This window comes from Roseomonas sp. USHLN139 (assembly GCF_037145735.1).
In the GTDB taxonomy this organism is placed as follows: domain Bacteria; phylum Pseudomonadota; class Alphaproteobacteria; order Acetobacterales; family Acetobacteraceae; genus Pseudoroseomonas.
In genome coordinates, this window is the sequence record NZ_JBBCWY010000008.1 from 219620 (window position 1) to 234136 (window position 14517).

The following is a 14517-nucleotide window of genomic DNA, read 5'->3' on the forward strand; positions in this document are numbered from 1 at the left end:
GGGGGCTCCGCCCCCAAACCCCCGCCGGGGGGACAGTGTCCCCCCGGACCCCGACATCAATACAGATCGTCGAAGAAACGGCGCTCGAGCGCCACGGCCCGGCCGAACAGGGCCGCGCAGGCCTCGGCCTCGGCAGGACCGACCCGATCCAGCTCGCCGCGCAGCCAGCCGACGAACTCCGAAAAATACGGATTGGCATGCAGGGTGATCCACTCGGCATGCACGAAGTCCGCCGGCAGCGGGCCTTCGATCCGTTCCGCCCAGCTCAGATAGAGCCACTCGGCGACGACCAGCACCGACAGCGCCTGGGCATAGGACCGGCTCTCGGCGGCTTCACGCATCACCTCCTGGAAGGCCTGCGTCGTCTCCGTGAGCACCGGCGAGACACGCTCGGCCTCGGGCACCCCCAGAACATCGAACGACCGCACGAAGTACGTGTTCTCATCGGAGGTGATCATCGCCAGGAACCGGGCCAGCCGCAGGCGACTGGAAAAAGAATCGGCGCTGGCGATCGCCGCCCCCAGCAGCGCCACGAAGCGATCGATGAACTGGTAGTCCTGCACCAGGTAGCGCCGCATCACCGCCGGATCGACCGTCCCCGCCGCCAGCTCGGCCACGAAGCGGTGGCGGATCGCCGCCTGCCAGTCGGCGTCATGCGCGGCGCGCAGCCGCTCGGAAAAGCTGTGCTCGGGCATCCTTCTCTCCCCTGTTCCGCCCCGGCTTAGACAGGCACGCCCCCGCTCGTCCAGGCCGCCGGCGCACAGTCAGGGGGTCGCCGAGCCTCGCGAATCTGCCTAGAGAGGGAGCCCTGTTCGTCGAGAGGATGCCGCCATGACCAGCTTCGATCTCATCCTGCGCGGGGGAACCTGCGTGCTTCCCTGGGGCGAGGTGGCGGCCGATGTCGGCGTCCGGGCCGGTCGCATCGCGGCCATCGGCAACCTCGGCGCGGCCACCGCGCCGGAGGTCGTCGACTGCACGGGCCTGCATGTCCTGCCCGGCCTGATCGACCCGCATGTCCATCTGCGCGACCCCGGCGACCCGGCGGTCGAGACCATCCCGACCGGCACCAAGGCGGCCATCCTGGGCGGCATCACCGCCGTCTTCGACATGCCGAACACCACCCCCTCCATCACCAGCCAGCCGGCGCTGGAGAAGAAGCGCGCCTATATCGAAGGCCGCTCCTGGTGCGACATCGGCTTCTATATCGGTGCCGGCCAGACCAACATCGCCGAGCTCGCCGCCCTCGAATCCGAGCCCGATGTCTGCGCCATCAAGGTTTTCGCCGGCTCGTCCACCGGCGACCTGCTGATCGGCGACGATGCCAGCCTGGAGCGGGTGATGCGCTCCGGCCGCCGCACCATCGCCTACCATTCCGAGGACGAGCCGCGGCTGCAGGCGCGCAAGCCCCTCTACGCCGCCGGCGGCCCGCACAAGCTGCATGCCGAGTGGCGCGACGTCGAATGCGCCTTCCTCGGCACCCGCCGGCTGATGGCGCTGGCCCGCGAGACCGGCCGCCCGGCGCATATCCTGCACGTCTCGACGGCCGAGGAGCTGGGCTACCTCAAGGATTTCCGCGACGTCGCGACGGTCGAGGTGCTGGTCAACCACCTCAGCCAGACCGACGAGGCCTATGACCGCCTCGGCGGCTATGCGGTGATGAACCCGCCGATCCGCGACCAGCGCCACAAGGACGCCGCCTGGGCCGCGGTCGCCGACGGCACGGTGGACTGCATCGGCTCCGACCACGCCCCGCACAGCCGCGAGGCCAAGGAGCGCCCCTGGCCGGCCACCGCCGCCGGCCTGACCGGCGTGCAGACCCTGGTCCCGCTGATGCTGGACCACGTCAATGCCGGCCGCCTGTCGCTGTCGCGCATGGTCGACCTGATGGCCGCCGGCCCCGCCCGCGTCTATGGCGCCGTCGCCAAGGGGCGGCTCGCCGCCGGCTACGACGCCGACTTCACGGTCGTCGACATGAAGAAGAGCCGGGTGATCGAGGAAAGCTGGATCGCCTCGCCCTGCGGCTGGACCCCCTTCGCCGGCCAGCGCGTCACCGGCTGGCCGATGATGACCATCATCCGCGGCCAGATCGCCATGCGCGACGACGAGGTCCAGGGCGAGCCGATCGGCCAGACGGTCAAGTTCCGCTAAAGCGCGGAAGCAAAACGACAAGGGCCGGCGGGACGCTTGTCCCGCCGGCCCTTTTGCTGTCTCGCGGCCGTTATCGCCTCAGGCGGCGACCTGCAGGCCCTCGGCCTGGCGGCGGACCATGTCCTGGTAGGGACCCGGGCGGCGCATCAGCAGCTCGGGCGCGCCGTCCTGGATCACCTGGCCGCCTTCCATCACCACGATGCGGTCGAAATTGGTCAGGGTCGCCAGGCGGTGGGCGACGGCGATCACCGTGCGGCCCTGCATCAGCCCGTCCAGCGCCTTCTGCACCTCGGCCTCCGACTCCGAGTCGAGGGCGGAGGTCGCCTCGTCCAGCAGCAGGATCGGCGCGTTCTTCAGCAGGGCGCGGGCGATCGCCAGGCGCTGGCGCTGGCCACCGGACAGCTTGGCGCCACGGTCGCCGACGATGGTGTCGAAGCCCTCCGGCAGCGCCTCGATGAAGTCGCGGCAGCGGGCGGCCTCGGCGGCGGCCAGCACTTCCTCATCGGTCGCGTCGGGGCGGGCGTAGCGGATGTTCTCCAGCACGGTGCGGTGGAACAGCGCCACGTCCTGCGGCACCACGGCGATCATGTCGGACAGGCTCTCGCGGGTCGATTCGGCGATGTCCTGGCCGTCGATGGTCACCGCGCCGCCCTGCGGCGCCGCATGGCGCTGCAGCAGGGTCAGCAGGGTCGACTTGCCGGCGCCCGAGCGGCCGACCACGCCGACCTTCTGGCCCGGCTGGATGTCGAGCTCGAGGCCGCGCAGCACCGGCGTCGCATCCTCGGGCGCCGAGGGGTAGCGGAAGGTGACGTTCTGGAACACCACATGGCCGCCCTTGGCCGCCAGCGCATGGGCGTTGTCGGCATCCGGCAGGTCGTGCGGCACCAGCAGGGCGACCAGCGCCTCGCGCATGCGGGCGATGTATTGGGTCAGGTCCACCAGGGCCATCGCCAGGTCGCGCGAGGCGTGCAGGATGGTGAAGCCGAGGGTGCAGACCAGCACGATGTCGCCGGTGGTGGCGCGGCCGAGCTGCCACAGATGCACCACCCAGCCCAGCAGCATGGCGGTCAGCACCGCCGTGGCCACGCCATGCACCAGGCGCAGCTTCTCAAGATAGCGCAGGCTGTCGCGGCGGGCGGCGGTCTCGGAGGCGAGCGCGCCGTCCAGACGGGCGGATTCGCGGCCGAAGGCGCCAAAGGCGCGGACCAGGGAGAAGTTCTGCACCACGTCGACCAGCTGGCCGTCGACGGTGGCGGCGCGGCTGGCGAAGCGGTCGTGCAGCCCCTCGCCCTTGCGGCCCAGCCAGGCGACGCCGATCGCCAGCGTCGCCGCGGCCACCACCAGGCAGCCCGCCATCAGCGGGTCGACGCTGGCCAGGAAGGCGATGGCCAGGGTCACCGCGACCGCCGGCGGCACGGTGTGCCAGGTGAAGTTCTGCAGCACGGTGAAGCCGGCGGTGCCGGTCGCGCTGATGCGGCTGGCGAGCGTCCCGGCCGAGCGGTTGGCGAAGAAGCCCGGCGAATGGCCCGAGAGGTGGCGGAACAGCTCGGCGCGCATGTTCGCCGTCACCTTGGGGAAGCGGTCGGCCGCGATCCAGCCGCCGACACGCCACAGCAGGTTATCGGCGGCGATGATGCCGGCCAGGATGGCGAAAGCGGTCCAGACCGCCGCCATGCTGGCCGAGCCCGGCCCGCCGGCCAGCGTGTCGATCAGGTGCTTCACCGCGTAGTTGGAGCCGACCGAGCAGCCGACCGCGCCGAGCACCGCGATCATCACCGCGGCATGGCCGCCGGCCCAGGGGCGGATGTGGCGGAACAGGAAGCCGATGGGGCGCCGGGCGAGGCGCAGCAGATCAGTCGAGTCGTCGCGCATCGGGGGGAGCTCCTTCGTCTTCGGCGCACATGCTCGTGAGGGCAGCCAGCAACCGCGTTCAAGCAGAGAGAACACCTGCATCAAGACGAAAACGTGGCGAAGTTTGCCTGAACCCCACCTCAATCGGCTGCGAGTGTTCGCTCAGTGGCAAGCCCCAGCGGCAAGCCATCTTGGCAAACCCAGAGGGCTGCCGCCGGCCGCACAGGCCGGGGCAAACACCCAGGAGATCCGACCCGATGCGTATCGCGCAGATCGCTCCCCTGACCGAAGCCGTGCCCCCGAAGCTCTATGGCGGCACCGAGCGAATCGTCTCCTACATCACCGAGGAGCTGGTCGAGATGGGCCATGAGGTGACGCTGTTCGCCTCCGGCGACTCGATCACCAAGGCGACGCTGGCCGCCGGCAGCAAGAAGGCGCTGCGGCTCGACCCCTCGGTGCGCGATGCCAATGCGCCGCTGGCGGTCATGCTGGAGCAGGTCTATCGCCGCCGGCACGAATTCGACCTGCTGCACTTCCACCTAGACTACCTGCCCTTCTCGCTGTTCTCGCGGCAGAGCGTGCCCTTCGTGACCACGCTGCACGGCCGCCTGGACCTGCCCGAGCTGCAGCCGGTGTTCGACACCTTCACCCAGGCGCCGGTGGTCTCGATCTCGAACGACCAGCGCCGGCCGCTGCCGCAGGCCAACTGGGCGGGCAACATCTATCACGGCCTGCCGGAGAAGCTGCTGACGCCGCGCGCCGACGTCACGCCGGGCTACCTCGCCTTCCTCGGCCGCATCGCGCCTGAGAAGCGCTGCGACCGGGCCATCGAGATCGCCATCGCCACCAACACGCCGCTGAAGATCGCGGCCAAGGTGGACCGCGTCGACGTCGACTACTTCGAGAGCAAGATCAAGCCGATGCTGGCGCATCCGCTGGTCGAGTTCATCGGCGAGATCGACGAGACCCAGAAGCCGGGCTTCCTGTCGGGCGCCATCGGCCTGGTCACCCCGATCGACTGGCCGGAGCCCTTCGGCCTGGTGATGATCGAGGCCATGGCCTGCGGCACGCCGGTCATCGCCTTCCGCCACGGCTCGGTGCCCGAGGTGATCGACGAGGGCGTCACCGGCTTCGCGGTGGACAGCATGGCCGAGGCCATTGCCGCCGTGCCGCGGCTGAAGACCCTGTCGCGCGACGCCGTCCGCGCCCGCTTCGAGCAGCGCTTCACCGCGCGGCGGATGGCCGAGGATTACGTCGCGCTCTATGAGCGGCTGTCGAACCCGGCGCTGAAGCTGGCGGCCGAGTAGAGAACCAAGGGCCGGGTCCGATAAGGATCCGGCCTTTCTTCTTTTTCTGAAGAAAAAGAAGCAAAAAGACTTTTGTCATTTTGGCGTCCCGCCTCAGGCCATCAGCGGGACGCCAAATTGAAAAAATTTTTTGGTTCTTTTTTCTAAAAAAGAACTTCTTCCCTTATCGACTCAAAACCACCCAGGCCAACCCCTCCGCCGAAGCCTTGGCGCTCGACTTCTGCTGCGCCACCTCCGCCAGCAGCTGGTCCGGCGCGCAGCCCGGCCGTCCGGCCGGGATCTCCAGCACCGCCGCCGAGCAGCGCAACAAGGGGAAATCCCGCAGCCGCCCATCGCGGTCCTTGCCCGGCACCAGCCCGGCGGCGCGCTCGGCCGGGGTGTAGAAGTTCGCCACCGAGGCCGCGAAGTCGCCCAGCAGGCTGGACAGCCGGGCGCGAAGCTCCGCCGGCGCCGGGCCGGAGACGCCCGCAAAAAAGTCGTCGCCGCCGATATGGCCGATGAAGACCCCCTCGCCCTCCGGGAAATGCCGGCGCAGCGCCTCGGCGAAGAGGGTGATGGCGCGGTCGCCGTTCAGGAAGCCGTAGCGGTCGTTGAACGGCTTGAAGTGGTCGAAGTCGAAATAGCAGAGGTAGCGCGCCGCCTCCGACAGTACCGAGGCGGCGGCGGCATGGGCCGCCACCGACAGGTTGCCGGGCAGCCGGGTCAGCGGGTTCTGGTCGAGCGCCAGGCGCAGCCGCTTCTCGTGCAGCAGGCCGACCAGGGCGGAGGCCGAGATCAGCCCGACATAGCGCCCGCCCTCCTGCAGCAGGATGCCCTCGCAGCCCGGCGGCGCCCCGGCATAGATCTGCAGCAGGGTGTCGGCATCGGCATCGATGCTGGCCACCGGGCAGGGCACCAGGAAGGGCTCCAGCGCGCTGGCGACATTGCGGTTGCTCAGCAGGTCGCGGCCGAAGCGGCCATAGATGAAGGGGCGCAGGTCGCGCTCCCGCACCACGCCCTGCGGCGCGCCGGCGGCATCGACCACCGGGATGACGGTGCGGTCGGGCTCCTGGCGCAGGATCTCGAAGGCGCGCTCGACATGGTCGGTGCGGACCAGCGCCGGCAGCCGCTCGACGGCGGCCAGCAGCAACTCGCTGTCGCCGGCCTGGGCGCGGCGGCGGTGCTCCTCCGCCGTCGCCTGCAGCAGCCCCGCATAGGCGGCGCGGATGGCGGCCGGGTCGGCGTCGGGACGGGCCACGTAATAGCCCTGGATCAGCTCGCAGCCGAGGGCGCGGGCGGCCAGGAAGTCCTCCTCGGTCTCGATGCCCTCGGCGACCACGCGCAGGCCCAGCATGCGGGCCAGCCCCGCCACATGGCTGACGAAGACGCGGCGGCGGCTGTCGCGCGCCAGGCCGGAGACCAGGAAGCGGTCGATCTTGACGTAGTCGACGCCGCTTTCGAAGAGCAGCCGCGTCTCCGCCCGGCCGCGGCCGAAATCATCGGCGGCGAAGCGGATGCCCTGGGCACGGCAGGCGGCGCGCAGCGCGGCGAAGCCGGGCAGCGCGGTGGCGTCCAGCCGCTCGGACAGCTCGATGCAGAGGCAGGAGCCGGGCAGGCCGGCCGCCTGCAGCGCGGCGGCGAGGCCGGCGATCAGCGCCTCCGCCTCGGCCATGACGCGGCTGTCGAGATTGAGGAAGAGGCGGCGCCGTCCGGCATCGGGGATGGCGGCGAAGGCGGCGACCGCCTTGCCGTGCATCAGCTGCTCCAGCGCTGCCAGCACGCCTTGCCGCGCGGCCTGGTCCAGCAGGGCGCAGGGCGAGGCGAAGCCCAGCGCGTCATGGCCGCGCATCAAGGCCTCGACGCCGTAGAGGCTGCCGGTATGGCTGTCGACGATCGGCTGCAGGGCGCAGCGCAGCATCCCCTCCGCCTGGCGCAGCAGGGCCTCGCCGGCCGCCGGGAAAGGCTGGTCCGCGCCGGCGGGCGCCATGCCGAACGAAGCGGGAGGCAGGAGGACCGCGCTGGACAGGGGGCACCTTTGGGCGAGAGCATTGCCATCGCTAGGCCCAGGGTGTTGCCGGCCGGTTAACCCATTGATGAAGCATTTATGTCGGGTGCCGAGCGGCGGCAGGGCCGGGCGGCATCCCTTCCGCTTTGATTCCGACCGCCGCTTGCCCTATGTGCTTCGGCGCGGCGGGCCCTGTTCACCTCCGCCCCCGTTTGCCGCCGGAAGCTCATGACCAATACCCCGCTGTCCCGTATCCGCAACTTCTCGATCATCGCGCATATCGACCATGGCAAGTCGACGCTGGCCGATCGCCTGATCCAGGCCACCGGCGCCATCGCGCTGCGTGACATGAAGGAGCAGATGCTCGACAGCATGGAGCTGGAGCAGGAGCGCGGCATCACCATCAAGGCGGCCTCGGTCCGGCTGGACTACAAGGCCAAGGACGGCAACGACTACGTCCTGAACCTGATGGACACGCCGGGCCATGTCGACTTCGCCTATGAGGTGAGCCGGTCGCTCGCCGCCTGCGAGGGCTCGCTGCTCGTGGTCGATGCCTCCCAGGGCGTCGAGGCGCAGACCCTGGCCAATGTCTACCAGGCGATCGACGCGCATCACGAGATCGTCCCGGTCCTGAACAAGATCGACCTCCCCGCCGCCGAGCCGGAGCGGGTGAAGCAGCAGATCGAGGACGTGATCGGCCTCGACGCTTCCGACGCGGTGGAGATCTCGGCCAAGTCGGGGCTGAACATCGAGGGCGTGCTGGAGGCGATCGTCACCCGCCTGCCCGCCCCGCAGGGCGACCCGAACGCACCGCTGAAGGCGCTGCTGGTCGACAGCTGGTACGACCCCTATCTCGGCGTCATCATCCTGATCCGGGTGAAGGACGGCTCGATCCGCAAGGGCCAGAAGATCCGCTTCATGGCCGAGGGCACCACCCAGACGGTCGACAGCGTCGGCGTCTTCCGCCCGAAGATGGTCCCCGTCGACTACCTGGGCCCGGGCGAGATGGGCTACCTCAACGCCGCCATCAAGACGGTCGCCGAGACCAATGTCGGCGATACCATCACCGACGACCGCAACCCCGCCAGCGAGCCGCTGGCCGGCTTCAAGCCCTCGATCCCGGTGGTCTGGTGCGGCCTCTACCCGGTCGATGCCGACGATTTCGAGAAGCTGCGCGAATCGCTCGGCAAGCTGCGGCTGAACGACGCCTCCTTCCATTTCGAGGCGGAAAGCTCGGCCGCGCTCGGCTTCGGCTTCCGCTGCGGCTTCCTGGGCCTGCTGCACCTGGAGATCATCCAGGAGCGGCTGTCGCGCGAGTTCGACCTCGACCTGATCGCGACCGCCCCCTCGGTCGTCTACAAGCTGACCGACAACAAGGGCGTCACCAGCGACCTGCACAACCCGGCCGACATGCCGGACCCGACGCTGATCGACAGCATCCAGGAGCCCTGGATCAAGGCGACGATCATGGTGCCGGACGAGCATCTGGGCTCGATCCTGACGCTCTGCTCGGAGCGGCGCGGCCAGCAGGTCGAGCTGACCTATGTCGGCAACCGCGCCATGGCGGTCTATCGCCTGCCGCTGAACGAGGTGGTCTTCGACTTCTACGACCGCCTGAAGAGCGTCAGCCGCGGCTACGCCTCCTTCGACTACCAGATGGACGGCTATGACGAGGGCGACCTGGTCAAGATTTCCATCCTGGTGAACAACGAGCCGGTGGATGCGCTGTCCTTCATGGCGCATCGGTCGCAGGCCGAGCGCCGCGGCCGCAGCATCTGCGAGAAGCTGAAGGAACTGATCCCCCGCCAGCTGTTCAAGATCCCCATCCAGGCGGCGATCGGCGGCCGGGTGATCGCGCGCGAGACCATTTCCGCCATGTCGAAGGACGTCACCGCCAAGTGCTATGGCGGCGACATCAGCCGCAAGCGCAAGCTCCTCGACAAGCAGAAGGAGGGCAAGAAGCGCATGCGGCAGTTCGGCAAAGTCGAGATCCCGCAGAGCGCCTTCATCGCCGCCCTCAAGATGGACAGCTGAGTGGCGAAGGCCGCCCTTCTCGGCCCCGACATCCTGCTGGCGCTGGCCGTGGCCTATTGGCCGGGGACGCTGCTGGTGCTGCTCGCCCTGGCGGTGACGGCCCTGCCCTGGCGGCGCACCCTGCCCGGCCGGCTGGCGCTGGCCACCGGGCTGGGCGGCACCTTTCTGCTCGCCGTGCTGGTCATCGACCTGTCGCGCTGACCCGGCCGGCCCGGCCGGTCGTTGCCCGAGCAAAAAAACCGCGCCTCGCGGTTGACGTGACCCCCCGGGACTCCGCCAGATAGCGGAATAATTAAATTCCCGGGAGAATCGGTCGAGATGTTGCGACGCAGCCTGATGGCCCTGCTGGCCGCCGCCTTCCTGGCGCCCGCCGCCCTGACGACCGCCCAGGCGCAAGGCGCCTTCCCCAACCGCACCATCAACATCATCGTGCCCTTCGCCGCCGGCGGCCCGACCGACACGGTGACCCGCCTGGTGGCCGAGGTGATGGGCCGCGACCTGGGCCAGACCGTGGTGGTGGAGAATGTCGGCGGCGCCGGCGGCACGCTGGGCGCGGCCCGCGTCGCCATGGCCAAGCCGGATGGCTACACCCTGCTGCTGCACCATATCGGCATGGGCACCACGCCCACCCTCTACCGCCGCCTGTCCTACGACCCGGTGGAGGGCTTCGAGACCATCGGCCTGGTCACCGCCGTGCCGATGACCATCATCGCCCGCAAGGACATCCAGGCCACCAACCTGGCCGAACTGGTGGCGCTGGTCCGCCGCGACCAGGTGAAGATCAACTACGCCAATGCCGGCATCGGCGCCGCCAGCCATCTCTGCGGCCTGCTGCTGCAGAAGGCGATCGACGCGCCGATGACCACCGTGCCCTATCGCGGCACCGGCCCGGCGATGACCGACCTGATCGCCGGCACGGTCGATATCATGTGCGACCAGACCACCAACACCACCAGCCATATCCGCGCCGGCGCGGTGCGCGCCTTCGCCGTCACCACGGCGCAGCGCCTGCCCTCGCTGCCCGACCTGCCGACCGCGACCGAGGCCGGGCTGCCGGGCATGGAGGTGACGGTGTGGCACGGCCTCTATGCGCCGAAGGGCACGCCGGCCGAGATCACCAACCGCCTCTCCCGCGCGCTGCAGGTGGCGCTGCGCGACGAGCGGCTGGTGCAGCGCTTCGCCGATCTGGGCACCGCCCCGGTCGCCCAGAACGAGGCGACGCCGGAGGCGCACCGCGCCTTCTGGCAGGCCGATATCGCCAAGTGGCGCCCGGTGATCCAGGCCGCCGGCCAGTACGCCGACTGAGCCGGGGCGGGCTGGTGCTCCCGCCGGCGCTTCTTGTGCCGGCGGGCCACCATGCCCCCCTTGTGCGCGCCCCGCCAAACGCGCATGGAGAGCCATGCTCCCCGCGCTTCGCCCCCTGCACGGAAAGGCATGACCGGCCGGGCGCCGCCGCGGAGCCCAACGGTCCGCCTGCATCTGATGATGCTGGCCCTGGCCGCGCTGCTGCCGGCCTGGGGACTGGGCTTCCACGTCGCCGGCCAGGTGGCCGATGCCGAGCGCGCGCGCCTGGTGTCGCAGGCCCGCGAGATGGCGCAGGACCTAGCCTTCAGCCTGGAGCGGGAGATCCTCGGCATGCGCGGCGAGCTGGCCGCGCTGGCCGCCTCGCCGGCGCTGCGCGAGCATGACCTGGCCGCCTTCTACGCCCAGGCCCGCGCCCTGCCGCTGCAGCGCGACGCCCAGCTGCGGCTGAGCGACAGTCAGGGCCGGCTGCTGGTCGATACCACCCAGGCCTTCCCGCCGCCCGAGACCGAGAGCCCGCTGCGCCCGCCGCCGCGCACGCCCGGCATCTCCAACCTGATCGCCTCGGCCAACCCGCTGCGCCCCTTCCGCATCGACCTGAGCCAGGCGGTGCGCAACCCGGCCGGCCCGGGCACCGCCGAGACGCTGCCCGACCTGCTGCTGACCGCCAGCACCGATCCCTCGCGCCTCTGGGCCGCGCATCTGAAGCGCGCCAACCTGCCGGAGACCTGGATCGCCGTGCTCTATGACGGCGAAGGCCGTCAGATCACCCGCATGCCGCCCCGCCCCGAGCTGGTCGGCACGCTGCGCCGCGAAGGCGGCGCCGTCGCCCAGGCGATGGCCAGCCCTGCGCCGCGCGGCTGGGCCCGCACCCAGTCGAGCGACGACCGGCCGCTCTACACCGTCTGGCAGCGCGTCGGCGGCACCCCCTGGCTGGCGCTGGTGGCGATGCCGGCCGACATGCTGGACGGCGCGCTGTGGCGGGCGCTGGCCCCGGTGCTGGTCGCCGGCGCCCTGCTGCTGGCCGGCTTCACCGCCATGCTGGCCTTCTGGACCGACCGCCGCATCGCCGTGCCGCTGGCGCGCCTCGGCCGCGTCGCCCAGGCCTTCGGCAATGGCGCCGCCCCGCCCGGCTTCCCGCCCACCGGGCTGCGCGAGATCGACGCCGCCGCCGAGGCGCTGCAGGCCGCCGGGCGCGAGCGCGAGCGCCTCGAGGCCGAGCGCATCGCGCTGACCGCCCGGCTGCAGACGGTGCTGGAGAGCACCACCGACTGCGTGCTGGTGCTCGATGGCGAGGGGCTGCTGCGCTACCTGAACGGCCGCGCCGCGGCGCTGGCCGGCGGGCAGCAGGGCATCGGCCGGCCGCTGGCCGAGACCTTCCCCGGCTGGGATGCCGGGCCCTTCGGCACCGCCTGCCGGGTGGCCCGGCGGCAGGGCCTGTCGCAGAGCGTCACCGCCTTCCACCCGGCGCTCGGCCGCTGGATCTCGGCCGATGTCTATCCCTCCAGCGAGGGCATCACCCTGTTCTTCCGCGATGTCAGCGACGAGCGCGCGGCGCAGGTGGCGCTGCGCGAATCGGAGGCCCGGCTGAAGGCGGTGCTGGACAATGTCCCGGTCGGCGTGCTGCTGGCCGAGGCGCCGGGCGGCCGCCTGCTGCTGGGCAACCGGCGCCTGGCCGAGATGCTGCGCGGCCCGATCAGCCTGTCGCGCGGCGTCGAGGATTACAGCCAGGACTGGGAGGCCTACCACGCCGATGGCAGCCGGGTCGCCAGCGAGGAGTTTCCGCTGAGCCGCGCGCTGCGCGACGGCGTGCCGGCCAGCGGCGAGTACCAGTTCCGCGCCGGCGACGGCAGCATGATCTGGATCCGTGTCTCCGGCGCCCCGGTCCGCGACGCGCGCGCCCAGGTCACCGGCGCCGTCGTCGCGCTGGCCGATATCGATGCCGAGCGGCGCGCCGCGGCGCAGCTGCAGGAGAGCGAGCTGCGCTTCCGCCTCCTGGCCGAGGCGATCCCGCAGATCGTCTGGTCGGCCAAGCCGGACGGGCGCATCGACTACATCAACCCGCGCATGCAGGACTTCACCGGGCTGACGCCGGAGCGGGCGGCCGGCGCGCTCGGCAGCATCGTGCACCCGGCCGACCAGCGCTCGACCTTCCGCCGCTGGCAGCGGGCGCTGCGGCGCGGCCGCCCCTTCGCCGCCGAGCTGCGGCTGCGGCGCCCCGACGGCGGCTGGCGCTGGTGCGTCATCCGCGCCCTGCCCGCCTTCGACCAGGACCGCAACGTCACCCGCTGGATCGGCGCGGTGACCGATGTCTCGGAGCTGGCCGAGACGCGCGAGGCGCTGTCCCGCCAGGTCGCCGCCCAGGCCGCCTCGCGCGAGGCGGCGGTGCAGGCGGCCGCGGCGCTGGCCGCCTCGGAAAGCCGCTTCCGCCGCTTCGCCGAGGCCAGCCCGGACGTGATGTGGATGCGCGACCCGGCCGGCGAGCAGCCGGAATTCGTCAGCCCCGCCTTCGAGCGGATCTGGGGCATCGCGCGCGAGCGGCTGGTGGAGAATCCGGGCCTCTGGCTGGAATCGATTCACCCCGCCGATCGCGACCGGGTCGCCGCGGCCTGGGCCGAGGCGGCGCGCGACGGCAATTTCGACGCCGAATACCGCATCCTGCGCCCCGACGGGGTGATGCGATGGATCCGCGACATCGGCTTCCCGATGCTGGACGCGCAAGGGGCGATGATCCGCCGCGGCGGGCTGGCGCGCGACGTCAGCGCGGCCAAGGCCAGCGAGGCGCGCCAGCTGCTGCTGCTGGGGGAGCTGAACCACCGGGTGAAGAACACCCTGGCGACGGTGCATTCGCTGGCGCTGCAGACGGCGCGCACCGCCGGCAGCGCGGCCGATGCCATGCCGCGCTTCCTGAACGATTTCCAGGCGCGGCTGCTGACTTTGTCGCGCGGACATGATCTGCTGACGGCGCGCACCTGGCGCGGCGCGTCGATGGAGGATATCGCCCGGGCAGCGCTGGCCCCCTGGCAGGTGGAGGACGGGCCGGACGGCACCGCGCGGCTGTCGCTGGCCGGGCCCTCCGTCTGGCTGGCGCCTCGGCAGGCCCTGGGGCTGGCCCTGGCGATGCACGAACTCGCGACCAACGCCACAAAGCACGGAGCTCTTTCCTGCGCGGAAGGGCGCGTGGTGGTAGCCTGGCACGGCACGGCGGAAGGGCTGGTCAGGCTGGATTGGCGGGAGGAAGGCGGCCCGCCGGTCAAAGGGGTGCCGAGCCGTCGTGGCTTCGGCAGCCGCATGCTGGAACGGGGCCTGCCTGCCGAACTCGGCCCCGGCTCGGCGGTGGAACTGGACTACGCGGCCGATGGCTTCCGGGCGAGCATCCGCTTCCGCCCCGTCAGCGGACCGCAGGTTGAAGAGGAGACCGCATGAGCGGACTGAACGGCCGGCGCATCCTGGTCGTGGAGGATGAGGCGCTGATCGCGATGCTGGTCGAAGACGCCCTGATGGAGGCCGGCGCCACCGTCCTGGGCCCCGCCGCCACGGTGGAAGAGGCCCTGGCGCTGTTCGAGAGCGAACACCCGGAAGCCGCCGTCCTGGACATCAACCTGGCCGGCCAGGCCTCCATCCCGGTCGCCGACCGGCTGGTGCAAAGCGCCATCCCCTTCGTCGTGGCCACCGGCTACGGCGCCGCCGGCCTGCCCGAGCGGCACCGCAATGTGCCGGTACTCGCCAAGCCCTACGACCCGCGGGACCTCATCGCGGCGTTGGAGAAGATCTGCGGGTAAGAGAAGACAGGAGTAAGGTCGGGGGAATGAATTCCCCCGAACCCCCTTCTTTTTTCTGATCACCGGCCGTGGACCGGCCAGCGCCTTCCGGCAGCGGCAGCACGGCGGG

General features: G+C 70.9%; 10 protein-coding genes. 7 read left to right on the top strand and 3 right to left on the bottom strand.

All coding sequences use genetic code 11. From position 1 onward, the window contains the following. Positions 1 to 56: 56 nt before the first annotated feature. Complete coding sequence (locus tag WFI16_RS20890; RefSeq protein WP_419899787.1) at positions 57 to 695, bottom strand: TenA family protein; 639 nt, start codon at positions 693 to 695, stop codon at positions 57 to 59. 136 nt (positions 696 to 831) lie between these two features. Here WFI16_RS20890 and WFI16_RS20895 point away from each other — a divergent pair, with 136 nt between their 5' ends. Continuing rightward, positions 832 to 2148: a dihydroorotase gene (locus WFI16_RS20895; RefSeq protein WP_419899788.1), complete on the top strand. Its 1317-nt coding sequence runs from the start codon at positions 832 to 834 to the stop codon at positions 2146 to 2148. Between the two features lie 78 nt (positions 2149 to 2226). Here the strand turns inward: WFI16_RS20895 and WFI16_RS20900 are convergent, their stop codons facing one another. Beyond that, positions 2227 to 4020 carry an ABC transporter ATP-binding protein gene (locus WFI16_RS20900; protein WP_419899789.1) on the bottom strand — a complete coding sequence of 598 codons (1794 nt, stop codon included), beginning with the start codon at positions 4018 to 4020 and terminating at the stop codon, positions 2227 to 2229. A gap of 236 nt (positions 4021 to 4256) precedes the next feature. Here WFI16_RS20900 and WFI16_RS20905 point away from each other — a divergent pair, with 236 nt between their 5' ends. Continuing rightward, positions 4257 to 5306, top strand: a complete 1050-nt coding sequence (locus WFI16_RS20905) for a glycosyltransferase family 4 protein (protein ID WP_419899790.1) — start codon at positions 4257 to 4259, stop codon at positions 5304 to 5306. Between the two features lie 163 nt (positions 5307 to 5469). Here the strand turns inward: WFI16_RS20905 and WFI16_RS20910 are convergent, their stop codons facing one another. Then, positions 5470 to 7272 (bottom strand): GGDEF domain-containing protein, encoded by a 1803-nt coding sequence (locus WFI16_RS20910; protein WP_419899791.1) that lies wholly within the window; start codon positions 7270 to 7272, stop codon positions 5470 to 5472. A gap of 246 nt (positions 7273 to 7518) precedes the next feature. On the opposite strand from WFI16_RS20910, the gene lepA reads away from it, so the two are divergent. The 5 genes from lepA (at position 7519) to WFI16_RS20935 (ending at position 14408) form a co-directional block, all read left to right on the top strand. Further along, complete coding sequence (gene lepA / locus WFI16_RS20915; RefSeq protein ID WP_419899792.1) at positions 7519 to 9324, top strand: translation elongation factor 4; 1806 nt, start codon at positions 7519 to 7521, stop codon at positions 9322 to 9324. Further along, complete coding sequence (locus WFI16_RS20920; protein ID WP_419899793.1) at positions 9325 to 9525, top strand: hypothetical protein; 201 nt, start codon at positions 9325 to 9327, stop codon at positions 9523 to 9525. 117 nt (positions 9526 to 9642) lie between these two features. Then, positions 9643 to 10629 (top strand): tripartite tricarboxylate transporter substrate-binding protein, encoded by a 987-nt coding sequence (locus WFI16_RS20925; RefSeq protein WP_419899794.1) that lies wholly within the window; start codon positions 9643 to 9645, stop codon positions 10627 to 10629. A gap of 129 nt (positions 10630 to 10758) precedes the next feature. After that, complete coding sequence (locus tag WFI16_RS20930; RefSeq protein WP_419899795.1) at positions 10759 to 14052, top strand: PAS domain-containing protein; 3294 nt, start codon at positions 10759 to 10761, stop codon at positions 14050 to 14052. Next, a complete protein-coding gene (locus WFI16_RS20935; RefSeq protein ID WP_419899796.1) occupies positions 14049 to 14408 on the top strand; it encodes a response regulator in 360 nt (119 codons plus the stop codon). The genes WFI16_RS20930 and WFI16_RS20935 overlap by 4 nt, the downstream gene beginning before the upstream one ends. Positions 14409 to 14517: the final 109 nt, after the last annotated feature.